At 43.2% G+C, this 25,647-nt stretch carries 27 protein-coding genes and 1 other RNA gene; 13 read left to right on the top strand and 15 right to left on the bottom strand.

Going from position 1 to position 25,647, the window contains the following annotated elements; translation table 11 throughout:
* Nucleotides 1-9 precede the first annotated feature (9 nt).
* Complete coding sequence (locus ACYVGZ_RS15285) at nucleotides 10-879, bottom strand: LysR family transcriptional regulator (protein WP_460757513.1); 870 nt, start codon at nucleotides 877-879, stop codon at nucleotides 10-12.
* 94 nt (nucleotides 880-973) lie between these two features.
* On the opposite strand from ACYVGZ_RS15285, the gene ACYVGZ_RS15290 reads away from it, so the two are divergent.
* Nucleotides 974-1,474 (top strand): lactoylglutathione lyase family protein, encoded by a 501-nt coding sequence (locus ACYVGZ_RS15290; RefSeq protein ID WP_460757515.1) that lies wholly within the window; start codon nucleotides 974-976, stop codon nucleotides 1,472-1,474.
* A 64-nt stretch (nucleotides 1,475-1,538) separates the two neighbouring features.
* Here the strand turns inward: ACYVGZ_RS15290 and ACYVGZ_RS15295 are convergent, their stop codons facing one another.
* Nucleotides 1,539-2,279, bottom strand: a complete 741-nt coding sequence (locus ACYVGZ_RS15295) for a DUF1499 domain-containing protein (protein WP_460757518.1) — start codon at nucleotides 2,277-2,279, stop codon at nucleotides 1,539-1,541.
* Between the two features lie 107 nt (nucleotides 2,280-2,386).
* The gene (locus ACYVGZ_RS15300; RefSeq protein WP_460757520.1) at nucleotides 2,387-2,650 is read right to left on the bottom strand and encodes a Rho-binding antiterminator; all 264 of its coding nucleotides are present in this window, start codon (nucleotides 2,648-2,650) and stop codon (nucleotides 2,387-2,389) included.
* Nucleotides 2,651-2,720: 70 nt separating this feature from the next.
* On the opposite strand from ACYVGZ_RS15300, the gene ACYVGZ_RS15305 reads away from it, so the two are divergent.
* A complete protein-coding gene (locus ACYVGZ_RS15305) occupies nucleotides 2,721-3,899 on the top strand; it encodes a putative manganese transporter (RefSeq protein WP_460757523.1) in 1,179 nt (392 codons plus the stop codon).
* Between the two features lie 13 nt (nucleotides 3,900-3,912).
* On the opposite strand, the gene ACYVGZ_RS15310 is transcribed toward ACYVGZ_RS15305, so the two are convergent.
* On the bottom strand, nucleotides 3,913-4,818 hold the full coding sequence (locus tag ACYVGZ_RS15310) for a LysR family transcriptional regulator (RefSeq protein WP_460757525.1): 906 nt from the start codon (nucleotides 4,816-4,818) through the stop codon (nucleotides 3,913-3,915).
* Between the two features lie 321 nt (nucleotides 4,819-5,139).
* Between ACYVGZ_RS15310 and ACYVGZ_RS15315 the strand changes: the two genes are divergently transcribed.
* From ACYVGZ_RS15315 to ACYVGZ_RS15330, 4 genes are all read left to right on the top strand, one after another.
* Nucleotides 5,140-6,123 (top strand): TRAP transporter substrate-binding protein, encoded by a 984-nt coding sequence (locus ACYVGZ_RS15315; protein ID WP_460757529.1) that lies wholly within the window; start codon nucleotides 5,140-5,142, stop codon nucleotides 6,121-6,123.
* Between the two features lie 77 nt (nucleotides 6,124-6,200).
* On the top strand, nucleotides 6,201-6,677 hold the full coding sequence (locus ACYVGZ_RS15320) for a TRAP transporter small permease (protein WP_460757532.1): 477 nt from the start codon (nucleotides 6,201-6,203) through the stop codon (nucleotides 6,675-6,677).
* A gap of 31 nt (nucleotides 6,678-6,708) precedes the next feature.
* Complete coding sequence (locus ACYVGZ_RS15325; protein WP_460757535.1) at nucleotides 6,709-7,983, top strand: TRAP transporter large permease; 1,275 nt, start codon at nucleotides 6,709-6,711, stop codon at nucleotides 7,981-7,983.
* 31 nt (nucleotides 7,984-8,014) lie between these two features.
* A complete protein-coding gene (locus ACYVGZ_RS15330; protein WP_460757538.1) occupies nucleotides 8,015-8,851 on the top strand; it encodes an aspartate dehydrogenase in 837 nt (278 codons plus the stop codon).
* Nucleotides 8,852-8,890: 39 nt separating this feature from the next.
* On the opposite strand, the gene hisC is transcribed toward ACYVGZ_RS15330, so the two are convergent.
* The 3 genes from hisC to prfB all read right to left on the bottom strand — a co-directional run bounded on the left by hisC (nucleotide 8,891) and on the right by prfB (nucleotide 12,666).
* Nucleotides 8,891-9,949 (bottom strand): histidinol-phosphate transaminase, encoded by a 1,059-nt coding sequence (gene hisC, locus ACYVGZ_RS15335; protein WP_460757540.1) that lies wholly within the window; start codon nucleotides 9,947-9,949, stop codon nucleotides 8,891-8,893.
* A gap of 82 nt (nucleotides 9,950-10,031) precedes the next feature.
* The gene (gene lysS, locus ACYVGZ_RS15340; RefSeq protein ID WP_460757543.1) at nucleotides 10,032-11,534 is read right to left on the bottom strand and encodes a lysine--tRNA ligase; all 1,503 of its coding nucleotides are present in this window, start codon (nucleotides 11,532-11,534) and stop codon (nucleotides 10,032-10,034) included.
* Nucleotides 11,535-11,570: 36 nt separating this feature from the next.
* Nucleotides 11,571-12,666 (bottom strand): peptide chain release factor 2 gene (gene prfB, locus ACYVGZ_RS15345; protein ID WP_460757546.1). Its coding sequence is split into 2 segments (ribosomal slippage): nucleotides 11,571-12,593 and nucleotides 12,595-12,666, totalling 1,095 coding nucleotides; the frame shifts between segments, so codons are not numbered across the junction.
* Between the two features lie 144 nt (nucleotides 12,667-12,810).
* On the opposite strand from prfB, the gene ACYVGZ_RS15350 reads away from it, so the two are divergent.
* The 3 genes from ACYVGZ_RS15350 to ACYVGZ_RS15360 all read left to right on the top strand — a co-directional run bounded on the left by ACYVGZ_RS15350 (nucleotide 12,811) and on the right by ACYVGZ_RS15360 (nucleotide 14,018).
* Nucleotides 12,811-13,104, top strand: a complete 294-nt coding sequence (locus ACYVGZ_RS15350) for a cell division protein ZapA (RefSeq protein WP_460757549.1) — start codon at nucleotides 12,811-12,813, stop codon at nucleotides 13,102-13,104.
* A 136-nt stretch (nucleotides 13,105-13,240) separates the two neighbouring features.
* Nucleotides 13,241-13,418, top strand: a non-coding RNA gene (gene ssrS, locus ACYVGZ_RS15355) — 6S RNA.
* 6 nt (nucleotides 13,419-13,424) lie between these two features.
* Nucleotides 13,425-14,018: a 5-formyltetrahydrofolate cyclo-ligase gene (locus ACYVGZ_RS15360; protein WP_460757552.1), complete on the top strand. Its 594-nt coding sequence runs from the start codon at nucleotides 13,425-13,427 to the stop codon at nucleotides 14,016-14,018.
* Here the strand turns inward: ACYVGZ_RS15360 and traF (ACYVGZ_RS15365) are convergent.
* The 8 genes from traF (ACYVGZ_RS15365) to astE form a co-directional block, all read right to left on the bottom strand.
* The gene (gene traF, locus ACYVGZ_RS15365; protein ID WP_460757555.1) at nucleotides 14,015-15,319 is read right to left on the bottom strand and encodes a conjugal transfer protein TraF; all 1,305 of its coding nucleotides are present in this window, start codon (nucleotides 15,317-15,319) and stop codon (nucleotides 14,015-14,017) included. The genes ACYVGZ_RS15360 and traF (ACYVGZ_RS15365) overlap by 4 nt on opposite strands.
* 77 nt (nucleotides 15,320-15,396) lie before the next feature.
* Complete coding sequence (traF, locus tag ACYVGZ_RS15370) at nucleotides 15,397-16,713, bottom strand: conjugal transfer protein TraF (protein WP_460757557.1); 1,317 nt, start codon at nucleotides 16,711-16,713, stop codon at nucleotides 15,397-15,399.
* Between the two features lie 245 nt (nucleotides 16,714-16,958).
* Nucleotides 16,959-17,753, bottom strand: coding sequence for a 3-deoxy-manno-octulosonate cytidylyltransferase (gene kdsB / locus ACYVGZ_RS15375; protein ID WP_460757560.1), 795 nt, complete (start codon nucleotides 17,751-17,753; stop codon nucleotides 16,959-16,961).
* Entirely contained in the window at nucleotides 17,753-18,334 is a 582-nt protein-coding gene (locus ACYVGZ_RS15380) for a KdsC family phosphatase (protein ID WP_460757562.1), read from the bottom strand. Before ACYVGZ_RS15380 ends, kdsB begins: the two co-directional genes overlap by 1 nt.
* Nucleotides 18,335-18,336: 2 nt before the next feature.
* Nucleotides 18,337-19,197 carry a 3-deoxy-8-phosphooctulonate synthase gene (gene kdsA, locus ACYVGZ_RS15385; RefSeq protein WP_460757565.1) on the bottom strand — a complete coding sequence of 287 codons (861 nt, stop codon included), beginning with the start codon at nucleotides 19,195-19,197 and terminating at the stop codon, nucleotides 18,337-18,339.
* 54 nt (nucleotides 19,198-19,251) lie between these two features.
* On the bottom strand, nucleotides 19,252-20,223 hold the full coding sequence (locus ACYVGZ_RS15390) for a KpsF/GutQ family sugar-phosphate isomerase (RefSeq protein ID WP_460757567.1): 972 nt from the start codon (nucleotides 20,221-20,223) through the stop codon (nucleotides 19,252-19,254).
* Nucleotides 20,224-20,301: 78 nt separating this feature from the next.
* A complete protein-coding gene (locus ACYVGZ_RS15395; RefSeq protein ID WP_460757570.1) occupies nucleotides 20,302-21,438 on the bottom strand; it encodes a zinc ABC transporter substrate-binding protein in 1,137 nt (378 codons plus the stop codon).
* A gap of 89 nt (nucleotides 21,439-21,527) precedes the next feature.
* The gene (gene astE / locus ACYVGZ_RS15400; RefSeq protein WP_460757572.1) at nucleotides 21,528-22,538 is read right to left on the bottom strand and encodes a succinylglutamate desuccinylase; all 1,011 of its coding nucleotides are present in this window, start codon (nucleotides 22,536-22,538) and stop codon (nucleotides 21,528-21,530) included.
* 197 nt (nucleotides 22,539-22,735) lie between these two features.
* Between astE and ACYVGZ_RS15405 the strand changes: the two genes are divergently transcribed.
* The 4 genes from ACYVGZ_RS15405 to glnK all read left to right on the top strand — a co-directional run bounded on the left by ACYVGZ_RS15405 (nucleotide 22,736) and on the right by glnK (nucleotide 25,644).
* Complete coding sequence (locus tag ACYVGZ_RS15405; RefSeq protein ID WP_460757573.1) at nucleotides 22,736-23,272, top strand: NUDIX hydrolase; 537 nt, start codon at nucleotides 22,736-22,738, stop codon at nucleotides 23,270-23,272.
* Nucleotides 23,229-24,035: a DUF2927 domain-containing protein gene (locus ACYVGZ_RS15410; protein WP_460757576.1), complete on the top strand. Its 807-nt coding sequence runs from the start codon at nucleotides 23,229-23,231 to the stop codon at nucleotides 24,033-24,035. The genes ACYVGZ_RS15405 and ACYVGZ_RS15410 overlap by 44 nt, the downstream gene beginning before the upstream one ends.
* 101 nt (nucleotides 24,036-24,136) lie before the next feature.
* Nucleotides 24,137-25,243 (top strand): uroporphyrinogen decarboxylase, encoded by a 1,107-nt coding sequence (gene hemE, locus ACYVGZ_RS15415; protein ID WP_460757578.1) that lies wholly within the window; start codon nucleotides 24,137-24,139, stop codon nucleotides 25,241-25,243.
* A gap of 62 nt (nucleotides 25,244-25,305) precedes the next feature.
* Nucleotides 25,306-25,644, top strand: coding sequence for a P-II family nitrogen regulator (glnK, locus tag ACYVGZ_RS15420; RefSeq protein ID WP_460757581.1), 339 nt, complete (start codon nucleotides 25,306-25,308; stop codon nucleotides 25,642-25,644).
* The last annotated feature ends 3 nt before the right edge of the window (nucleotides 25,645-25,647 follow it).

Here is a 25,647-nt window from a genome sequence, read left to right on the forward strand (position 1 = left end):
GTTAATCAGCTATTTTAAACACAACTCAATTTCCCGGATCGCCAGCTTGACTCGATTAGGTAAATTTTTATATCGGTGCGTAACAAGGAAGATAGTTTCGTTACATTTTGTATCCAAAGTATGCACTTTTAACCGATCTCTATCACTAAAGGCTTCAAAGGCAAAACGTGGTAGCACAGTAAACCCAAGCCCCATAGAAACCGGTAATAAAATCTGTCCGATTTGATTTGAAAAACCTTTGATTGAAAACTGCTGCATACTCTTAAATTCTTTAAAGTTTTCGCCAAGCAATGTTTTTCCATGATGAAAACCGTCGGGATGATTAATAAAGCCTAAATCCACTAAGCCCTGCCAGCTTACGTCTTGCACATATTTGGCCGTAATTAAGCACAGCTCCTCCGTTGCTATCGCTCGACAGTTTAAATCGTCGGCTTCAGAAAGTGAGGTCACCAAACCAATGTCTACCTTATGATCCGCAACGGATTGAAGAACATCGTTATTCGGTGCAAGACGATAATCGACCACAAGCTGCGTACCCTGCTGTAACGCCAACAAATTTGGATACAATTTAAGACCAACACTACCAGGCGATGCCAAACGAACGAGTCCCCTGTCATGGGGGTCCTCCCCCACTGTGGTTTTTAACTCTTCCAAGGCAAACAGTATCTCTTGAGCCTCCTTGAATAATCGCTCTCCAGCATCCGTTAAACTCATGGGTTTGCTCTGCTTTACAAACAAAGCGACAGCAAATTGTTCTTCCAATTTTTTAATATGCTGGCTGACACCAGATTGAGTCATATTTAAAAGTTGAGCGGTTTTAGTATAGTGGCCTACTTCAGCGAGAGTACAAAAGGTGCGAAGAAAAACAGGGCTAATCATTATTCAATATTCTCAAAATAATAATTTTTAATAATTTCAAATAATATTTTGTATTTTATACACTACTCCTTAACAAAACAACAGGAGTCATACTATGTTAAACACTTATCCACGCAGCTTTTCACATATTGGTATCTCCGTACCTAACCTAGAAGAAGCCGTGAAATTCTACACTGAAGTAATGGGGTGGTATCTCATTATGGAACCAACCGAAATCCAAGAAGATGAAAGCCCAATTGGTGAAATGTGTACCGATGTTTTTGGCCCTAACTGGGATAAATTCCGCATCGCTCACCTCTCGACTGGAGACCGAATAGGGGTAGAAATTTTCGAATTTAAAAACCAAGAAAACCCTGAAAACAACTTTGAATACTGGAAAACTGGCATTTTCCACTTCTGCGTGCAAGACCCAAACGTTGAAGAGTTAGCAGACCGTATCGTTGCCGCCGGCGGTAAAAAGCGCATGGCTGAGCCACGTTACTACTACCCTGGTGAAAAACCTTACCGCATGATTTATATGGAAGACCCATTCGGCAACATATTAGAAATTTATAGCCACAGCTATGAATTGATCTACAGTGCTGGTGCTTACTAAGCCCCTAAAGCAAAAGACCCGCTAACTGAGTGGGTCTTTCTTATCTTGATTACTTAAAGCTCACTTAATCTTGATTAAACGCGCTCACGAAGGCACGAATACGAGCTGCATTCACTCCACGGTCACTACGGCCGATACGAGACACACTGCGAATATCAATTCGTACCTGATTTTCATTTGGCGTAACTACTACCACCACATCATCAACGAACTGGTATAATGATGTTTTGGCACTGGCCTCAAAACGATAAGCTTGCAAATCTTCAGCCACAATGGACCAATTCATATCTTTGGCGACAGACAAGGCTTTTTGAAAGGCTTGCTCTGGGGTTGCAGACACCATTATTGGTGCAATATCAGGATAAGCCTGCAGCTGCATGGCCGCCACCTCTTGACCGCCATATACCAAACTGTTGCGTGCACCTTCGCGAGTGTCATCTAGTACTAAAAATTCCGGTGGTGTTTGGGTATTAGTAGTGATGTCATGAATTGGTGGTACACGAGGTGGAGGCGAAATTGTACCTATGATCATTGGTAATAAAAGGCCAACCCCGATTAGTGTTGCCAGTACCGTTTTCACCATGCCCACTCGGTTGGCAGAAAACAAATGGTAAAGGCCCCCTAGCGCACCTAAAGTCAGCACGGCAAAACCCAATGGGTTCATATATTGGCGAACCATGCCAAAACCCACGATCGGTAACCATAAATTAAAACGAGCACCAAGCATCATGATTGCTACGGCAATAACCGACAACACAGCTACCAGCAAAATGATATTTCCTATTTGAGCGCGTAATTTTTCCATTAGATATTATTCCTATCAAGTTTCTATCCATTAAGGTAAAAATCAGTTCGATACATGATTTTGAAAGAGTGTATGTACTTCTACAATGACGCACTAGGTCGGTCTCTCTACTTAGCTTGCGCGAGTCGCAATGAAAGGATTTTAAAATGTGGATTGTCCTCCATGACCTCTAATTCAAGTATCTCATGCAGAGCATGAATTTTTTCTTCTCCGTCCAAGCCTTTAAGCTTGATACTCTCTTCCCCCAGATCGTTTCGAGTTGTATCCCAAGCTGTCCCTAAAACAACCTCTCCAAATTCCATTATCAACTTTACTGGATAACGATACATACAAACCAATTCTATGTAGTCGTACTGCTGACAGGTAAGCATTTTCCTCTCCAAGTTTTGAAACCAAAAAAATAATAATGGGAATTATTATCATTTAGTATATGATAGACACATGAACTCAAAAACATACTCTTATCTTAGCCACGGCTCATTGGTTCTAAATAAGCGCTTTATGCTGGTTACCATTATCTTATTGATATGGTGTTTGCCGAACTTTAGACCCATTGTCAACGAGGTGCTGGCCGAAGCATTTTTACAGGTCTCCGCTTTTGTAGCCATGACTCTGTGTGTCTACTATAGCGTAACACATTACCTTAATACCAAACCCTTACAAAACTGGGTGGCAATCACCCCATCAAGAAGCGTCTACTTAGCTGCGATTATGGGGGTTTTACCTGGTTGCGGTGGGGCTATTTTGGTCATCACTCAATACACTCAAGGTAAAACAAACTTCGGAGCGGTTATAGCTGTTCTCACTAGTACAATGGGAGACGCCGCTTTTTTGCTCATTAGCCAAAAACCTCAGGATGCGCTCATTGTTCTATGCATTAGCTTTTTTGTTGGTATCATTGCAGGACTAATAACACAGCATTATTTACCACACCCTCGTTTACCTCTCGCTAAAAAGCCCCCCTCTACTGACCAACAAACATCTAGCTATGGAGTAAAGTTTAATCAGGCAATAGATTTTTTTAGTCTTAGCTTTTGGGGCCTAGTGTTAGTCCCGGCGAGTATCATTGCCATATTATTCGCCCTACAAATTGATACAGACCATTTTTTTAGCCTTCCAGCCCAGACCACAGAATTATTAGGAGTATGTGGTGGGGTTCTGAGCATCATACTATGGGCTCTGAGTGCTAAAACAGGCAAGTATTCAGAACTGGCTAAAGAAGACAGCAACCCACCCCCTTATAATTGGTTACGTAAAGTGGCGCAAGATACGCAATTCGTTACCACTTGGGTCGTCGTGGCATTCTTACTCTTTGAACTTGGCCTTGCTTTCTTTGGCGAAGGCGCCCTAGAAGAGATCAAACATTGGGGCAGTACTTCAATATTGTTAGCCACACTAGTAGGTTTACTGCCCGGTTGCGGCCCTCAAATCATGGTTACAGGCTTGTACCTACAAGGTAGCATCCCTTTATCTGCGCAAATAGCAAATAGCATCAGTAACGATGGTGACGCTTTGTTTCCAGCGATTGCCCTGGCCCCTAAAGCTGCGCTTATCGCCACTCTTTACTCATCTGTTCCGGCCTTAGTAGCAGGTTATACCTATTACATTTTGATTGAATAGCACTGGCCAGTGACTAGGAGTGGAAACGACTATTTTCTTGCTCGCAAGCGTTTATAATAAACTCCCAAGTTTGTTTCAATTCTTTAAACTGATGCAAATCTTTGCTGGTTGATATCCATAATTCTCGATGTAACAGAAAGCTCGGTAAAACCGGGCAAATGCTGTCGTCACCATAGGAAACAAAGTGCGGTAAGATACCAATCCCCAAGCCACTTCGAACCGCCTTACACTGAGTATGGATGGTCGTTGACTTATAAACGAACTGTAAGTCTGGATGAATTTCTCCTTGATATTTCAGTAAATTAGAAAATACTTGATCTTCAATATAGCCAATAAATGCGTGCTCCATTAAATCCGAGTGATGCGCCACAGGCCTATGGGAGGCCAAATACTCTTTACTGGCAAACAAGCCTAAGGTGTAATCGGTAAGCTTGCGTTGAATAATGTTATTCCCCTTTTGCGGCCCTATCGTGATACTTATATCCACTTCGCCACTGGTGATGTAGGTAACGCCTGCTAAAGAAATCAACTCGATATCGATATTTTTTCCTTTAATCCATACTGGCAACCTATCCGATAAGAAATAATTACTAAACCCTTCTGTCACGCCGATACGAATTTTTGAACGGATTTCCTTATCATTACGATAGATCTCAGAAGCAAGCTTCAATGTGCGCTCGCATTTTTCAGCGTATGGGAGTAGGTTGTCACCGGCTTTTGTTAAATGAAATCCCTTGCTGTTTTGCATAAAAAGCTTGGTACCAACGGCCATTTCTAACTGTTCAATTCGGTTAGCGATGGTGACATGAGTACAACCTAGCTTATTAGCTGCAGTTGAGAGCCTTTTATAACGCCAAAGCGCTAAAAAGAACTTTAAGTCATTCCAATTAATGGACAATAAATTCACGGGATCATTCATGTTAAAGCCTTGGTTAAGATGGATAGAAACTGTAATTTTTTTTGCATAAAAAACTAGAATGAACTTTTATTTAAAATCTCAAAATCCCTGAAAAATAGACCAAAACAGTGCACAACAACAATAAATGCACTGTTTTTGCACGACCGAGCATTTTTCACTGAAGCGTTAAGTTTTCAATTAAATCCTATAAAGCCCAACACTCTGTAAATTAATTTACAGCAACTGTAAATAAACTTCTATTGCTAATAGATCACAGCCAGCCTATTTTTTAATCATTACAACGAAAACGAACAGCCCCTAATCACTGATAAGAGAAGGTAAATGACGATGATCAAGAAATCACTACTCACTACATTGGCATTAGTTATGGGCACATCTGCCCTAGCTGCGGATTATAATTTTACTTTTGCCCATGTATTAATCAACGAAACACCAAATGGCCAAGCAGCATTGGCATTTGAAAAAGAAGTTGAAGAGAAGTCCAATGGTCGAATTGCAATCAATGTATTGCCTGCTGCTCAATTAGGTGGCGATGTGGAGATCATTGAGCAGCTGCAAATGAACATGGTGCAAATCGCCATTCCCCCAACTGCGACGCTTGGTAACTTTGAACCCCGTGTACAGATATTAGATCTACCATTTTTATTGCCTTCTAAAGAGCTCATGATGAAGGTACTAGATGGACCCGCAGGCAGAAAAATCTTAGACACCCTTGATAGCCACGATATGCATGCGGTGAATTTCTGGGGAGCAGGCTTCAGGCACATGACAAACAATGTTCGCCCAATTGAGAAGCCTGAAGATCTTAAAGGCATCAAAATGCGAACCATGCAATCACCGATTCTATTGAGCACCTACCGTAATTTTGATGCGAACCCAACGGCCATGGCTTATACCGAGGTATACAATGGCCTCCAACAGAACGTCATTGAAGGGCAAGAAAACCCAATTGCAAACATTACCAGCAAACGCTTTTACGAAGTTCAAAAATATATGACCCTTACTTCCAATGCGTATCATGGTTATGCTGCTATTGTGAACAAACAAGCGTGGAATGACCTACCTGAAGACCTACAATCAGTCATGACAGAAGCCTTCAATAACGCCCGCGACTTATCCCGAAAGCTTACGGATGAATTGGAAGCCTCTGCTTTAGAAAACATTCAAAAGCATACCCAAGTTACCCTCCTAAGCCCGGAGCAAATTCAAGCCTTTGTAGAAGCAAGCCAACCGGTGCACGAAGAGTTCAGAGAGACCATCACCTCTGACCTACTCGATTTAGTGTACCAAGAAATACAAGAGTAACCGTTATAGGGGTGCCTCTAAAAAGCATCCCTATTTCCTTGAAACTCTGCTTAGAAATAATGACCATGAGAGAGAATATGCTCCATAAAATTAACCAAAAACTAGATAAGGTCGAAGGCATACTCATCGCATGCATTCTGGCGCTTGCTTCTATCATGACCTTTGCTCAAGTCTTCTTTCGGTATGTATTAAACGACTCTATTTTTTGGGCTGAAGAAGCGATTTTATATTTAATCATTGCCATGAGTTTTCTCTCAACAAGCCTAGGTATACGTAAAGGCTCCCATATTACGGTCGATCTACTTAAATCTTGCTTACCTGAATCACTCAATAAGGTTTTCATCATTATTTCAGCCGGTATAGGAATACTCTTTGCGACCGCACTCTTATATTTTGGCGGCAATTTATTTTTTACCACCCTAGGTCGTGGCCAACTTTCTCCGACATTGAGAGTTCCCATTGCATTTATTTATGCTTTTATCCCACTCACCGCCATGCTGCAGATAATTCGTTATATCGACCTAATTTTCTCAAGCATTTGGTCTCGTCGATAACGCACTCACTATTCAGCAAAGGTAGATCACTATGACCACTTTACTACTGCCACTATTTTTAATTTTACTGCTGTTAGGGCTGCCAATTTACGGCTCATTAGCTCTATCCGTCATAGGAGCAATGGAAATCAGCGGTCACATGAACCCGACCATTGTTCCAATGCGTATGTTCTCTGGGATGAACAATTTTTCTTTAATGGCCATTCCATTTTTCATTTTAGCCGCAGAGCTAATGAGAGTTGGAGGGCTTTCCGCTCGTCTGATCAAACTAGCACAAGTCTTGATCGGCTGGGCACCAGGTGGCTTGGCCTCTGCAGCCGTTCTGTCTTGCTTATTCTTTGGTTCGATCTCTGGCTCCAGTCCTGCCACCGTGGTGGCAATTGGCAGTATCATGTTCCCAGCTTTGGTTGAAGCAGGCTACAGCAAACGTTTTGCCATAGGCCTACTTACAACCGCAGGTACACTAGGCCCAATTGTCCCTCCGAGTATTGCTTTGATCATATTCGGTTCAGTCACCGCCACCAGCGTTGGCCAGCTATTTGCCGCGGGCATTTTACCCGCCCTATTACTGGGTGGTTTCTTAATCCTATACTGCATGTTGTATTCCAAAAAGAAAGGCTACCCTAGTAGCGCTTTCCCTACATTGCAAGAAGCCATTAATGCATTTAAAGGCTCAGCTTGGGGGCTTGGACTCCCCGTCATATTACTAGGTGGCATCTATAGTGGTGTTTTTACGGCAACGGAATCCGCTGCGGTAGCATGTGCTTACGGCTTATTTGTTGGAATGGTGGTATACAAGCAAGTAACCCCTAAAGATCTCTGGGAAATTTTACAAACCACAGGATTAACCTCCGGGTCACTGTTGCTGATAACAGCAGGAGCGTCTGCTTTTTCTTGGTTGTTAACCATGACTGGCGCGCCCTCAGCACTTGCCAGTTCAGTTCTATCACTAAGCGACTCTGCTACGGCAATCACAGCCTTTCTAAATATCATTATGCTTATTGCAGGCTTCTTCTTAGACAGCGCTTCAGCCATTATTGTGCTCGCCCCATTATTGACTCCAATCGCCACTCAGGTAGGCATAGATCCTGTTCATTTCGGCATAATCAATCTGGTTAACTATTCAGTGGGAATGGTTACACCACCTGTAGGTTTAAATCTCTTTGTTGCCGTGGCCATTTCTAAAATGGGGCTATTTGAAATCTTTAAAGGCTGCTTACCCTTTGTGGGCATCATGCTAATTGGCCTGTTAATCATTACATACGTACCTTGGCTAAGTATGGCAATCCCAAGTTTACTGTTTTAACCCCTTATTAGATTTTAAAAGTAGGATAACAATGACAACTTCATCACCTTTAAAAGTAGCTATTATTGGGCTTGGCGCAATAGGACTAAAGGTCGCGGAAGCGATTGATAATCAAGAGGCAGGCAAGGTTACACTGGTCTCGTTGCTCTGCCGGAATAAGATTAAGTATCTCGATTTATTAAAAAACAAAGACACTGAATTTAAAGCTCTCATTACCGATGACATACAAACTCTACTGGCCGCACAACCGGATTTAGTAATTGAAGCCGCCGGCCAAGACAGCTTAGCCCAGTATGGAGAAACAATCCTAAGTGAAGGTATCTCCCTATTAGTTTCTAGTATAGGGCTCTTCACAGATGACAAAATATTCACCAAGCTAGTCCAATGCGCAGAACAGGCAGGTACAAAGATACTCTTATCATCTGGCGCTCTTCCAGCCATTGATTGGATGTCAGCAGCGGCTCTAAGCCACGTTGATGATGTTTCTATGACTCAAACCAAGCCTGTGGCGTCATGGCGCAACACTCCCGCTGAGCAATTCATTGACCTACAAGCCCTAACTGAGCCAACTTGCTTTTTCCAAGGCAACGCGAGAGAAGCGGCAAATTTGTTCCCAAAAAGTAGCAACATAAGCGCCATGCTCGCTTTAGCAACAATCGGCTTAGATTCCACGAAAGTAAGATTGGTTGCGGACCCTATTGAAGATAAAATGCACACTGACATATCATTTCAAGGTGAAGTTGGAATACTAAAAACACAATGGTATGGTGTGCCGTCTGAAACAACACCAAGCACAAGTGCTGATGTGCCCTTCGCTATTTTAAAAGCAGTACGTAATATGGCTTGCGCGATTCACTATGGGGCTTAATACTGGTATCTGGAGAGCCTAAACTCTCCAGATCGCTTTTTAAATCTCTTTTAAAGCATTAATTAATGCCAGCATCTCATCATCCGTCCCTATGGTAATGCGTAAATAATTACCGATTCTGGGCTTGTTTCCGAAGAAACGCACAAGAATACCTCTGGATTTAAGGCTTAAATATAAGTTTTCTGCGTCTTTTTCAGGGTGGGTGACAAACACAAAGTTGGTCGCAGAAGGAAGTACCTGAAAACCTAACTCTAGCAATTGCTGAGTGGCTTTTTCTCGAGTCGCTATGGTCTTTTTACATATCTCATTTAGATATTGAGTATCCTCTATAGCCGCGGTGGCACCGGCTAATGCAATACGGTCAATAGGGTAAGAGTTAAATGAGTTTTTAAGACGCTCAAGCCCTTCAATTAATTCTGGATGCCCAAGGGCATAACCCACTCGAATTCCCGCTAAAGCTCGAGATTTAGACAAAGTTTGTACGACTAATAAGTTGGCATATTGATTTACCAGCGCCACGGCGCTTTGTGCGCCAAAATCCACATAGGCTTCATCAACCAATACCACGACATCTGGGTTAGCCTTTAAGATAGATTCAATGCTCTCTAAGGATAACGCTTTACCCGTTGGCGCATTCGGATTGGTCACTACCACACCGCTCACAGACAAATCCTGATAGTCCGCGGGGTCAATATCGAAGCTCTCAGTCAACGGAATCAACATAGGTTTAATGCCATATAGACCAGCATATACTTTATAGAAACTATAGGTAATGTCGGCAAAGGCCAAGGGGTTTCCCCCTGTAAAATACCCCATAAAGGCTAGCGCGAGCACTTCGTCTGAGCCATTTCCAACGAACACTTGATTAGGTCCTAGCTGGAAATTTCTGGCAATTGCCGACTTTAACTCATTACAGTTTGGGTCTGGGTACAAACGTAGCTTTTCGCTAACCTGCTCCTCCATAGCCTGCAAAGCCAGTGGAGAAGGCGAGTAAGGGCTCTCATTTGTGTTGAGTTTTATATACTGTTTGTCTTGAGGTTGCTCACCAGGTACATAGGGGTCAAGTGAAGCAATTTTATCTGTCCAAAAACGGCTCATGGCAGCATCCTTAAAATGTTTAGTGCAAAAATAAAGCCTCATTAGAGGCCTTATTGAATACGTTATGTCCTTACCGGCCAGTTTAGTCCTGGGGCTTCATATGAGGGAAAAGTAACACATCACGGATAGACGGTGCATCTGTGAACAGCATGACTAATCGGTCAATACCAATCCCTTCTCCAGCGGTAGGTGGTAAGCCATACTCTAGTGCATTGATATAGTCTGCATCATAGTGCATCGCTTCATCATCACCCGCATCTTTTTCAGCCACTTGGCGCTTAAAACGTTCCGCTTGATCTTCTGGATCATTAAGCTCTGAGAAACCATTAGCAATTTCACGACCACCAACAAAAAACTCAAAACGATCCGTAATGAATTCATTATCATCATTACGTCGTGCCAAAGGCGATACTTCTGCTGGGTATTCCGTAATGAAGGTAGGCTGATCTAATTTATGCTCTGCTGTTTCTTCAAATATCTCAGTCCAAAGCTTACCCAATCCCCAGATTGGCTTAACATCTATCTTAAGTTTTTTAGCAACCTCAGTAGCTTTTTCAACCGTAGATAGATCTTCTTCCGTTAACTCTGGGTTGTAATGCAAAATCGACTCAAGCATGGTCATTCGGACAAATGGAGCACCAAAGTCATAATCAGAACCTTGATATGTCACTTTCGTGGTACCCAGTACTTTTTCTGCCACAGTACGCAACATGTCTTCCGTAAGGTCCATCAAGTCTTTGTAGTCCGCGTAGGCTTGGTAAAACTCGATCATGGTAAATTCTGGGTTATGCCGAGTAGACGTCCCTTCGTTTCTGAAATTACGGTTAATTTCAAAAACTCGTTCGAAACCACCGACTACTAAGCGCTTCAAATATAGCTCTGGAGCAATTCGCAAATACATGCTCATGTCCATGGCATTATGGTGGGTAATAAACGGGCGAGCCGAAGCGCCTCCTGGAATGGTCTGCAACATGGGAGTTTCAACTTCCATGAAACGACGGTCTTCTAAGAAGCGACGAATAGTCGAAATGATTTTTGAGCGTACCTGAAACGTATCACGGGACTCTTGGTTAACAATCAGGTCCACGTAACGTTGGCGGTAACGCATTTCCATATCCGCCAAACCATGATGTTTGTCTGGCAATGGTCGCAAGGATTTTGTCAGTAACTGGGCAGATTGCATGTCAATATACAAATCCCCTTTGCCTGACTTATGAACAGGACCTGATACACCAATAATATCCCCCAGATCCCAAGTTTTTTGCTCGGCTAGTAATTCAGCAGATAAAGCCTTACGGTTTACATAAGCTTGGATCTGCCCTGTCATATCTTGTAGCAACATAAAAGCACCACGATTACGGACAATACGTCCGGCAATACTGACTTTATGATCTTTTTCTTCTAACTCGGCTTTTTCAAATTCGCCAAACTCTTTCTGAAGATCGGCTGCGTAAGCGGTTGGACGAAAGTCATTAGGATACGCATTACCCTGCTCACGCAATGCAGCCAATTTACCGCGTCGCTCTGCGACCAAACGGTTGTCTTCTGACTGCAAATTAGAATCGGTGTTTTTTTCGTTAGCCATGATTTGCTATTTACTCTTTAAAATGGGTTTAGCCGTTTAAAGGCCTTGTTTTAAACTTGCGACAATAAATTGGTCTAGGTTGCCATCCAACACAGACCCTGTATTTGAGCTTTCAACCCCTGTACGTAAGTCCTTGATGCGCGATGCATCCAGTACATAAGAGCGAATTTGGCTCCCCCAACCTATATCAGACTTGCTATCTTCTACTGCTTGAGCAGCTTCAGTTCGCTTCAGCATTTCAAACTCATACAACTTGGCTCGTAACTGCTTCATTGCAAAGTCACGGTTAGCGTGCTGGGATCGTTGGTTCTGACACTGCACCACAATTCCGGTTGGTTCGTGAGTAATACGAACAGCTGAATCCGTTGTATTAACGTGCTGCCCACCCGCACCTGAGGAACGGTATGTATCAATACGCAAGTCTGCTGGGTTAATTTCTATTTCAACATTGTCGTCTATTTCCGGAGAAACAAACACCGAAGCAAAGGAGGTATGACGGCGATTACCCGAGTCGAATGGGGATTTGCGCACTAAGCGATGCACGCCTGTCTCAGTTCGTAACCAACCAAACGCATACTCCCCTTCAAAACGTACTGTCGCGGATTTTATGCCGGCAACGTCTCCTGCTGAGACTTCCATCAGCTCTACTTTGAAGCCTTTGTCTTCTCCCCAACGCAAATACATGCGAAGTAGCATATTAGCCCAATCTTGGGCTTCAGTTCCGCCAGAGCCTGATTGAATATCAAGGTAGGCGCTGTTTTCATCCATATCGTTAGAAAACATTCGACGAAACTCTAATTTAGCCAATTGCTCATCTAAATCAGCCAACTCTAACTGCACCGCCTCAACGGAGTCTTCGTCGTTTTCTTCAACCGCCATGTCTAGCAGCTCTTGTGCGTCTGTGAGACCATCGCTTAAATTGTCTAACGTTTGCACGACGGCTTCTAATGAAGAGCGCTCTTTACCGAGCTTTTGTGCGTAATCTGGATCGTTCCAGACATCTGGGTCCTCCAGTTCACGGTTAACTTCTTCTAAACGTTCGTTCTTGGCATCATAGTCAAAGATACCCCCTAAGGGTTAGGGCGCGTTCAGACAGATCTTTTATCTTAGAAAGTATTGGGTTGATTTCCATATTGGCGTCAATTTGTTATAAACAGTATGAATAAAGTTAATAGCGAATTGTAACGAATTTAGTCGCATCATAAAATGCTATTCGCCGCTCAATAATGGAAATAACGACCATTTTTTATGGCCTCACCGTTTTTTTGGAGTCAATATGGATAAGCCAACCGTTGCAGTCGATATACTGGGACAAAACTATAAAATTAACTGCCCCAAAGGGCATGAAGCCGAACTCAAAGAAGCGGCTGAATACCTAGACCATCAAATGCGCGAAATCAAGGCCAGCGGAAAGATTGTTGGCTTAGAGAAAATTGCTGTCATTGCTGCATTGAATATTACTCATGATATGCTTTCGGGCCGTAAATATGCGCAAAATAATGAGCAACAGCTGCGAGAGCTAACTTCACAGCTTGATGCTGCCCTTAGCCATCAAAGCAAAACAGGTTAAACTTTCTACAGAGTAGATTACTCACTGATCAAACTAGGGTTTCACAACAGACAAGAAAGCGAAAATTCTTCATATTAAGCAGTAAGCCCCCTTTCACCGAGTCGATTTTTCACTGGTCTTACTCTATAATTGCTTCTGTTTCCTGGGTTGATCGAGGCGGCTTAACGCCCTTGAGCCTATGAGTAATACCCCGGAGAGAGCCTGCTGGTTTGGTGTGCATGTCCGTGCGACGGAAAGCCTAAAGAGTCACAGTTCTTTCCACCTTGAACCACTGGGTTCAAGGCCAATAGTCGAAACGACAACCTGGGAAACCCTTTTTTATGCCTTCCATTGACGAACAACGAAAACAGCTACGCAGCCAACTCAGAAAAAAGCGCAATGCTCTGTCTATTCAGGAGCAAGAACATGCCTCTTTATCTTTGTTAAATCAATGGCCTACATTACTTAAAAAGCTCGATTTAAAACAACCGCAAAGCATCGCATTTTATTTAAGTAATGATGGTGAGATCTCCCCTCATCACCTCGTCCAATCTTGTTGGCACAATAAACAAACCACTTTTTTACCGATTCTAGATCAGCAAGCCCTACTTTTTGCCCATTACCACCAGACGAATGAATGGCAAATGAACCGCTTTGGGATCAAAGAGCCTTGTGGTTCATCCATCATAAAAGGACACGAATTAAACCTAGTCTTCCTCCCATTAGTTGGTTTCGATCAACAAGGGGAACGCTTGGGAATGGGAGGTGGCTTCTATGACCGTACATTCGCAAACAAGCCTAGCACTAAGCCCCCTTACTTAATTGGCCTAGCTCACGACTGCCAACAAGTTAAACACTTACCTACTCAGAGTTGGGATGTGCCACTGGATGCCATCATGACCCCCAGCGGCCTTATTTACCCTAACCAAGGTTAAAATGCTGAATCGTATCCTAATGAGAAATAAAAGCTTCTAGGGATACTGCTGCTTCCACCCTCATCAGACAAACTTTCTAACCCGTAGGCTAAATCCAAATTTAAACGCTGAAATAAGGTGGCCCCAGCGGTAACGTAGCTGAGTTTCTCACCTGCGGCATTTTTTCGGTACCCGAGTCTGACACCAGGTACGGCAATGTTATCGCTAAAGTATGATACAGAAAGGGTTTGCCACTGGTATTCATCCCCAATGGGGTCTGCAACGGCATTCACATCAAAAGAGGCTGCTAAGGAAATCTGACGATTTTTTGACGTCAGCGCACCTTCTAAGGTTAATTGACGCTCCATTGTATAACTATCAACCAAAGACAATTTGCTCGCATCAGAAAAAGTAACAGCAGCATTACAACGAGTTAGGGGCGACCCGGTTAAACCACCACAGTCACCTAAGGTTTCATAGTCAAACTCCGGTTCATTAATGTTAGCCAGTGTTGCACCAAGTTGATAATAATCAGATACCCACAATGCCCCTAAGTCTAAACCCAATCCTGTGCTACTTTTTTGGCTATTAAACAAATCATCTCCAAACGCACTGCCAGCATCGGAACTGTCATCTACCAGTACCGCAAGGTCACGACCTAGGGAGATTTCATGAAAATTAATTTTTCCTCCAAGCACCAACGCTCCCGACACGAAGCGCCCGAACACTTGCGAATAGCCCAAACCGACTCGAAAATCCGTAGCAGATTGGATGTACATGGACGTATCCGTATTCAATTTAAAGCTAGACCCAGACAAACTGTAGTTAATATCGTCTGCCAAGATACTGCCTTTGCCCACAAAAGACACACTACTGTCTAGCATAAAGGCACCACGATTTTGTGACTTATAAATAAGCGGCATAAAAGGCAGCTGCACAGAACCACTAAATTTAATATAGGCAGTATCGGCAATATCAGAAATGACTCCATTAGCTTTTGCTATGGCTGCTTCGGCTTCTGCAGTACTTGAGTAGCTTTCACTACTTAAGGTGTCTTCTAGCTCATCAACCTGATCTTCTAAATTACTAATACTGCCCATCTCGTAACCAAAACCAATTGGCCCTAAGTAGCCGTGTCGTAGGCTTTTTAAGGTGGTCATTAAATATGGTGCAGCTGGGTTAGCCAAAGAGGTTGATAAAGAACGCTTATTAGCCATAGTCCCTAATGTGTAAGACGTACCAACGGGTTGGTACACGGGTATTGCTGCCATTAGGTGAGCACTGGCGAAACTCACTATTAGCGCCAACAAACTTTTTTTCATAATGAGACCTTACAAACATAAAAAAACCGATAACACTTAAATGCTATCGGTTTTATCTGCACTTTCTTTACAAAAATTTAGAAAGCCGTGTTATAGCCTAAAGAAACAAAGGCACTACGTGGCACTTCGTCGCCATCGTCATCGGTTACAGTGTCCGTTGCCACGGCAACATCTAAGTTAAGGCGCTTAAGCAAGGTTAAACCAGCAGTTACATAGCTAAGCTCTGTTCCCGCCATGTTTTGACGCATACCCACACGCAAACCAGGTAGGAAGTGGCTGTCACCGTAATAAGACAAAGATGCGACCGCCCACTGGTATTCGTCACCCACGGCGTCTTCAACTTCATTAACGTCGTAAGACAGACCAAGCGTTAACTGCTTTTGAGGAGTGGAAATGGAAAAGTCTAATGTAGTTTGCATTTCCATGACATAGGTGTTTTTAGCCGTCAGTTTACCTGCTGAAATGAAGCTTGCCGCTGCATCACAACTGGTTTTTGCCGAACCGGTTTTAACACTACAATTAGTGCCCACAGCGTTATAGTCGAACTCGGGCTCGTTAATGTTGGCAATGGTAATACCCGCGTGGTAAATATCTGAGTACCAGATAGCGCCTAAATCAATACCGACACCCGTAGTGCTTTCTGCATCGTCACTGATGGTGTCAGAAAAAACGTCGCTGGCATCGTCGCTGTCATCACTTAGAACGGATAAAGCCTGCCCTAGTGAGATTTGGTGGAAGTTGGCTTTAATACCACCAATTAACATGCCGGCATCACTGTTTTCTGGCTCCCACATTTTCTGGCTATAACCAACACCAATATTTAAGTCGGTTGCAACGTTAGCGTACATAGAAGTATTGGAAGTCAGTTCTGGACTCGCACCCGAGGTATCTACAGTAACATCGCTGGCAAGAAGGCTTCCTCGACCTACAATCGACACGCTTGCATCCACTAAGAAGGCACCGCTCGACTCTGTTTTATATATGATTGGCATTAGGGGGATTTGAGTAGAGGCAGACACCTTCACATAAGCAGTGTCAGCAATGTTATTCAAAATACTATTAACCTCAGTAATAGCATTATTCGCCGCCCCAACTGTTGTATAAGTAGCATCAAGAATTGCTTCCGCACGATCAATCTGATCGTCTAAATCACTGATATCACCAAATTCTGCGCCTACTCCAATTGGGCCAATAATACCAAAACGAAAACTATCGTCGTCAGCATCATTCACCATTAAGAAAGGAGCCGCTGGGTTTGCAGCAGCCGTGTCTAAAGCACGAAGATTCATTGCTGACCCTAGCGTGAAACTTGAGCCTATCGGCTGGTTTACTGGCATAGCGGCCATCACAGCGCTACTAAGCAGAGAAGTTGAAGCAAGTAATATTTTTTTCATGATCGTATTCCTTTTGGATCTAAAAATTTCAAGTCGAGCTAAAACGAGTTACCATCAATTTATTGTAAGCCTTTTTTTTACACTTTCCATACACATTATGAAAAAAATTGACATCAATCATGTTGATATAACTATTAATAGCAAGATTAGCCTACTTTCATGACTTTTCATTTACAGTTGCTCAAAAAAACGCCGCTCTTGAGCCAAGAGCGGCGTTATTCATGTGCACATTTAATTTTGCTAAGTTAGTTGGTTAATAACGCGCGCAGTTTTTCTAAGTCTTCTGGAGTATCAACACCATGTGGAGGCATGGCTTCGGCTTTGGCGACTTGAACCTTAATACCCTGATGAAGAAACCTTAACTGTTCGAGTTTTTCCCACTTTTCTAAAGGAGACATGGGCAACTGAGCATATTTAGCTAACAAAGAAGCGCGGTAAACATACAAACCAATATGCCTTAAAGGGGCAAAGCCGGTTGATAACGCACTCTTATTCTCGTGCTCTGCAAACCCGTCTCTATCCCAAGGAATTGGTGCACGGCTAAAATACAAGGCACGATTATTCTGGTCACACACTAGCTTGACGACGTTCGGATTAAAGAAGTCCGCTTCATTATGAATCGGGCACGCCACGGTTGCCATCTCAGCTTGTTGATCTTTTTGCAAAGCAATGACCGCGGAATGAATAATAGCGACGGGTAGCAATGGTTCATCCCCCTGCACGTTGACGACAATCTCATCTCCCGACCAAGCCATTTTTTCTGCTACTTCTGCTAAACGCTCAGTGCCGTTTTCATGGTCATCACGAGTCATCACTACGGATGCTGAAAAGGCCTTAGCAGCTTTTTCAATCGTTGGGTGGTCCGTTGCGATAGTCACAGATTTCGCACCTGCTTTTATTGCCAATTCATAAACCCACTGCAATACAGGTTTACCCTGTAAATCCGCCATGAGCTTTTTAGGAAAACGCTGGGAGGCGTATCGAGCAGGGATCACAATATGAAATTCAGGCAGTTTAGAAGAAGGATTATTGTTCATCATTATTTTTCGAACTCGGGTTGTTGGGCAATGTCATACGCCGTTTCTAAGGTCATTCGTGATGCTAAAAGCAAATCTGCCACTTCGCGAGCAACACCTTGTCCAGCGCCTTTGGTTAACCTAACCTGACAGTGACGTTGCACCAACACATGGGCATCTTGCGGACACATAGCAATACCTACCTGAGGCATTACCTGCAAATCGATGACATCATCTCCGATATACACCGCTTGTTTTGCTGAAATATGCAGTGCTTCACAAATGGCAGCAAACGCTTCCGCTTTATTATGGCAACCTGGATAGAAGTGCTCGACTTTTAAATCAGCCATGCGCTGCCTAAGTGGCGCCGAATCTTTAGCGGTAATCACGGCCACCTGCACTCCCCATTTGGGTAGCAGCTTCATGGCAACCCCATCTTTCACATTGAAGCGTTTGATGGTTTCCCCTAAATCACCATACAGCAAACCGCCGTCGGTAAGCACACCATCTACATCAAACACCACCAGCTGGGCGCCTTGCAGGCTTTCCAAAAGCACTGTGTTATCTAGAATGGCGGGGTAATCCGCTAAAAATTCCGCATCCATAATTAAGCACTCGTATCCAGTTCAGCAAAGGTTTTAACCAATTCATCAAGCTCTTTCATTTGCTTTAAGAACGGCGCAAGTTTGCTCAATGGCAAGGCACATGGACCATCGCATTTGGCATTATTTGGGTCTGGGTGAGTTTCCAAGAATAAACTGGATAAACCTAGCGCCATTCCAGCGCGAGCCAACTCTGTTACTTGAGCGCGGCGGCCATCAGCCGAATCTGAACGGCCACCTGGGCGCTGTAGTGAGTGAGTAACATCAAACATTACTGGGTAGTGGAACTTTTTCATTTCTCCAAACCCCAACATGTCAACAACCAAATTGTTATAACCCATCATGGTGCCACGTTCACACAGCATAAGTTGGTTATTGCCCGCCTCTTCACATTTGATAAGGATGTGTTTCATTTCGTGAGGCGCTAGAAATTGCGCTTTTTTAATGTTGATGACCGCATCTGTCTTGGCCATGGCCGCGACCAAATCGGTTTGACGAGATAAAAAAGCAGGCAACTGGATGACATCCGCCACTTCCGCCACTGGCTCACATTGGAAGGTTTCATGTACATCGGTAATGACAGGCACGTTAAAAGTATCTTTGATTTCCTGCAGTATTTTTAACCCTTCTTCCATGCCTGGACCACGGAAAGAATTAATAGAAGAACGGTTCGCTTTATCAAAAGAACCTTTGAACACATAGGGAATGCCCAACTCTTGGGTGATTTTCACATGTTCTTCCGCCACCTGCATAGCAAGGTCACGGGATTCCAACACATTAACGCCACTAAATAATACAAAAGGTAAGTGGTTAGCCACTTGTATTGATTCGCCTATCTTAATAATTTTATTGCTTTGCTCTGACATTCTTTACTCCAATGTGGTTCGTTTTCACCATTTTTATTTAAACACTATGGTGTTTTAACGGTCGTAAATCTCAAGTATTCCTGTTAACTTTTGCTCGTCGTTGACAACCACTAACAGGGTAATTTTATCCTGTAGCATCTTTTCTTCTGCTTGAACTATCATTATGTTTTCATTGATAGTTTTAGGGTTTGGTGTCATCCAAGCAGAGATCGGCTGATGGATCATATTAGGCATCTCTTTCAACATGGCACGTCGTAAGTCTCCATCCGTAAAAATGCCTAATAAATTATCTTGCTGTTGTATTAGCACCACCCCCATGCGCCCTTTAGTCATCACCGAAATGGCTTCCCGTAATGGGGTCTCTGGAGTACAAATTGGGAGCTGATCTTTGTGCATTAAATCCTTAACCCGAGTTAACAATTTTCGTCCTAAGCTGCCACCAGGATGAAAACGCGCAAAATCTTGTGGTTGAAAATCTCTTACTTCCATTAGCGCGACAGCCAGTGCATCGCCTACTGCCGCTGTCATAGTGGTAGAGGTGGTGGGAGCTAGATTATTCGGGCAAGTTTCTCTGTCTACCGAAATATCCAATACGCAATCACAATGCTTAGCTAGTGTAGACGCCATATTCCCCACCAAAGCAATGCAGGGGTTCCCAAAGTTTTTCAAGGAGGGCAATAAACGCATTAGCTCTTCGGTTTCACCCGAGTAACTAATCAGAATCAGTGTGTCCTGGGGTTGGATCATACCTAGGTCACCATGAAACGCTTCCCCTGGATGAAGGAAAAAGCTCGGGGTGCCTGTTGAAGCTAGGGTCGCAGCGATTTTTTTACCAATGAGCCCAGACTTACCCATGCCACATACAATAGTACGACCTGTATTACTCAGTAGCATTTTTACCGCTTGAGCAAAGGAGTCGTTGATTCTGGTAGATAAATTAGCCAGTGCTTGCGCCTGAGTAGATAGGGTTCGCTGGGCACTTTTTATGAGTTGATCGGTTTGAATGTTAACAGATGATGGATTCATGAATCTCCCTGCGCACCTCTGTAAAATAAAATCATTATACAGAGGACGCAGCGAGTCGCCTAGAATAGGCGTAATAAATTAGCCTAAGCAGCTCAAGTAAGAGTCAGCTAAGCCATTTATAAATTGAATGTAAGCATATTTAGATACTTCTACCTGAGTACCAAGTGGGTCTAATTGCCCCCCTTTCACTTTTGTCCCATCTAATAACACATCGATAATAGCTGGGCTGAATTGAGGCTCACTAAATACACACTGAACCTGATGTTCCGTTATTTTTTCTCGTAATGCAGTGATAGTCTTTGCGCCAGGCTTACGCTCTGGGCTCACCGAAACCTCTCCTGCATTGTTTAAACCATAGTGTTTCTCAAAGTATTGATAAGCATTATGGAAAACAATATAAGGGACATCCTGCACTGAGCTGAATTTAGATTTTAGTGTTTTCTCTTGAGCTTCAAGCTGCAAACGGAACTCTGACAAATTCTGCTCGTAATAGTCACGATTTTCTTCGTCTAACTGAATCAGTTTTTCAGCTACCGCTTGAGCAAGTACTTGGGCGTTATGCGGCAATAACCAGACATGTGGATCTGTGCCAGTATGGTCGTGCCCTTCATGGCCATGGCCTGCGTGTGAATCGTGGTCATGCTCATCATGATCGTGGTCGTGCTCGTCATGATCGTGGTCGTGCTCGTCATGATCGTGGTCGTGCTCGTCATGATCGTGGTCGTGCTCGTCATGATCGTGGTCGTGCTCATCATGATCGTGGTCGTGCTCATCATGACCGTGGTCGTGCTCATCATGACCGTGGTCGTGCTCATCATGATTGTGGTCGTGTTCATCATGACCGTGGTCGTGCTCATCATGATCGTGATTATGCTCATCACCAAACTCACGTAAAACCACGTTATCTAGTGTCATCCACTCTATTGAGCTAGACATTTTATTGGCATTTAAAAGCGGTTTCTCTAGAAAGTTTTCAAGAGACTCCCCTACCCAAACCACACTGTCTGCAGAATGAATTTTTCTTAAATCAGAAGGACGCAAAGCAAAATCATGAGGTGAGGCTGTACTGGATACTATTTGCTCTATATTAGCCTTGTCTCCTGCAATAGCAGCGACCACCATAGAAACAGGTTTAATACTGGTTACAATTGTAGGTTTTGCTAACGCTAGTGGCGATAGCACACCCAATCCTAGAGAAACAACAAGCTTATTCATAATTTCCTCGTTACGCACAATAGATGTTATAACGTAACAATACAAGAATCAGACTAACTTCACAAGAGTGAAGGAGGCCTATTAGCCCACTAAACTAATGCTAAATCTTTAAGCAATACAGGTCGGACCAGTAACCCCGTTCTTTGCCCTACTGGTACATGAGCATTAGGAAAAATAAGCGCATCACCACTCTGCTCAATACAGTATTGACTAAGCGATGAGCTGGCCAAAAGATCCCCTTTATTAAAAGGAGTGAAGTTTTCTAGCTGATCAGAAACATGCAATTGATAATCTTCACTATCTTTAATTAATGCCTCTTTAACACGAAAAAGGCGTAATTTTTCTGGGTTAGCAGATGCGATTTCGCCCTTGGAAATAAAACTATGTAAACTCTCTTCAACAGCTGAAAATTTGCTTAAGTCATTTTCTCCAAACTTATACACCTTGCCCAATTCGACGGTGAAAGCATGGGCGTTGTGGTGAGCATGACTATAGTACGAAAAAGTAGTCGTTGCTTGATGAGACAAGAGGACGGCATCAATTTCACATGCAGCCAAAAAGCTTAGTTGTTCAACACTGTATTCCTTGCTCTCGACATAAGGGTAAACCACAAATTTTTCATGCTTTGAACCACGAATCGCGGTATGCAAATCATAATGAAAACGACGTCCAGCTTGCCCTTGATCAGCATTAAAGAATCGACTCACACTGTCTTCTAATAACGCCGCTCGATCAGCTTCAGGCCCCTCATAGTTTTGCCAGGCACCACTGAATAATCTGTTTAAATTAACATCACAAAAACGCTTTGCTATGAGTGCAGAAGCTGGGTTCCCAATTAATACAAGCAAACGAACCTTAAGAGGTACCTGCCCTTCCAAAATAGAAGAAAGCAGGCGATTAATGAGTTCAATTGGTCCAGTCTCGTTGCCATGTACTCCAACCGAAACGATTAAACTGATCTCACTTTTTTGGCTAGGCTCAAGGCGCATAATGCCAGTGTTTTCAACATATGCATGACCTGAGTCAAAAGCAAAATCGAAGGCATCTAGTTGCTCTGGATTAGCCAGAGTTAACGCCAAAAAGTCATTATTCGGAATCATAGTGGACTCTCTTATCATCAAGTTGCTCAAACTATATCAAACTCCCCGCCATAGGAGCGGTAAAAACACTCTATCTGCGGGTGATAAATGAAATAACTGGTCGCCTTTGCGATAGTCTTCATTTACATATATCTGCTTTTCTTTACAGCACTTTCTCGATATTCTTTTATTGCTTTTCATACATGGGGCACCCTGCGATGACAAAACCCAGCGAAGTGATCATTCTTGTGGATGAAAACAACCAGGTCATAGGCGACATTGAACGCCATAAAATGAACTTTGATCGTGACTTCCATCGTGTCACCTACATTTTGGTATTCAATAAAGACCGTGAGCTTCTCGTACAAAAACGGGCCCTCGATAAAGCCTTCTGTCCCGGTTTTTATGGCATCACAACGGGTGGCGTGGTTGACAAAGGTGAGAGCTATTTGATCGCTGCCCAGAGAGAATTAAAAGAGGAACTAGGGATTGTCGCCCCAATAGAGCCACAGGGAGTTTTTAAAACAGAAGGCAAAGGTTTCCGTATTTGGGGGAAAATCTTCACCTGCGAATATGATGAGGCTCAGCACGGCAGAATTGAAATAGAAGAAAGTGAATTATCTTCCATTCACCCTATGACCCAAGAGTACATTTTACAACATCAGACTGATTTTGATTTTACCCCTGATTCTTTGGACGCTTTAAAACATTATGTTTACAAACTTACTGAGCCGCGCTTTAGCGACCCTAACTAGCGTATTCGCTTTACTGACTTTCAGTAGCCTATCTCATGCTCAGGAGCGATGGGAGAATGAGGCTTATTTAGAAGAAAGCTTTGTAAAAATTGCCTTGCAAAGAGAATACAAAGAAACTCGTAATCCCAAATTAGTGCGTTGGAGCAAACCCATAAAACTTTTTTTTGAAAGTGACAGCGGTGATGCCAGCTTGCAAAAAGAATTACTCAGTGTACACGCTCAGCATTTATCATATATTACTGGTATTCCGATCGACTTCACCCATGTTGCTCGGGAAGCGAATATCTATGTGATATTTACCGACTATGAACATTTAGAAGATAAAGTCAGTCAATACATAGGCGATCCTGATAAAATTCGGACAGCCATTAATGAAGCCATATGTCTCGGTAACTTTCGTGTAAACCGTTTTTCCGAAATCGTGCGCGGCACTATTATTATTCCCGTGGACTATGCACGCGCTAAATCACGCTTTTTAGACTGCATTGTAGAAGAAATTACGCAATTATTGGGTTTGCCCAACGACTCAGATAGTGTCTTTCCCTCTATCTTTAATGATGTCAGCACAGATTCCTACCTCAGCCCTTTAGACTACTTATTACTAAAAGCCCTTTATTCTCCACACCTAAAACCTGGTATGACAGTACAACAAACCCAACAAGCTTTCCCTCAAGTACTCGCAGACCTACATGCTCAGCGCGAGATAGAAGAAGCGATACAACGGGTACAAGTCTATGGGCTTAAACGTTATCTAGGTGAATAACAAAAAGATCATGGATTAGCTAATCCATGAGCTTGATCCTTTTTTTACTCAATAAGTTAGGTAGAATAACGGGCATATTTTACGCCTACCGGAGACACTACATGTTCCCAGAGCTAAAGAACGACCGCTTTCTACGCGCTCTTCTTAAACAACCTGTCGACACAACCCCCGTTTGGATGATGCGCCAAGCAGGCCGCTATTTGCCTGAGTACAGAGCGAGCCGAGCGACAGCTGGTGATTTTCTAAGCCTTTGTAAAAATCAGGATTTTGCCTGTGAAGTTACATTACAACCTTTAGAACGTTATGATTTAGATGCGGCTATTTTGTTCTCTGACATCCTAACCATCCCAGATGCAATGGGGCTAGGCCTGTATTTTGAAACAGGTGAAGGCCCTAAGTTTAAGCATACAATACGTTCCAAAGCTGATGTTGACGCCCTTCAAGCTACCAGTGCAGATGATTTAGATTACGTGATGAAGGCTGTCACTACCATTCGCCATGGACTCAATGGGCGCGTCCCCCTTATCGGCTTTTCAGGCAGCCCTTGGACTCTGGCGACTTATATGGTTGAAGGCGGCTCAAGCAAAGACTTTCGTCATATTAAAGCAATGATGTACCAGACCCCTGAGGTGCTACATGCTTTATTAAACAAACTGGCACTATCGGTAATAGACTACCTCAACGGCCAGATCAAAGCTGGTGCTCAGGCAGTGCAAATTTTTGATACCTGGGGTGGAGTATTGAGCGGCCCCATGTATCAACAGTTCTCGCTTATGTACATGAAACAAATCATGGATGGCTTAATCAGAGAACACGAAGGGAGAAAGATCCCTGTAATTATGTTTACCAAAAATGGCGGTCAATGGCTTGAAAACATGGCCGCCACAGGACCAGATGCACTAGGTTTAGATTGGACGACAGACATAGCAGAAGCCCGCGCACGAGTGGGAGACAAAGTAGCTTTACAAGGCAACATTGACCCATGTGTATTGTATGCTAACCAACAGGTGATTGAGTCTGAAGTAGAAAAAGTTCTTGAAGGATTTGGCCATGGCACCGGCCATGTTTTCAACCTTGGCCATGGAATCCATCAATTTGTCGATCCCGAGCACCCCAAATATCTTATTGACGCAGTTCATAAATTAGGGGAAAAATACCATCAAGTACAATACGACGATTTAGACGCACTAAACAATTTAGAAAGCTAGCACCTTCTTAAACAGGGTGCTATGTTTGCTATAAGACTTTTAAAGGTATGGAGAATAATAAAATGAAATTGATTACGGCGATTGTTAAACCTTTTAAATTAGATGAAGTTCGTGAAGCACTATCTGAAATAGGAATCAACGGCATCACAGTAACCGAAGTAAAAGGTTTCGGCCGCCAAAGAGGCCACACTGAACTCTATCGTGGAGCAGAATACGTTGTCGATTTTTTACCCAAAGTAAAAATGGAACTAGCAGTCGATAACGACCAAGTAGAGCGCGCTATTGAGGCCATTCAACACAGTGCAAACACGGGTAAAATCGGTGATGGTAAGATCTTCGTGAGTGAATTAGAGCAGGTCATTCGAATTCGTACCGGTGAAACAGGTGCGGACGCACTATAAAAT

This window comes from Marinomonas epiphytica (assembly GCF_054780655.1).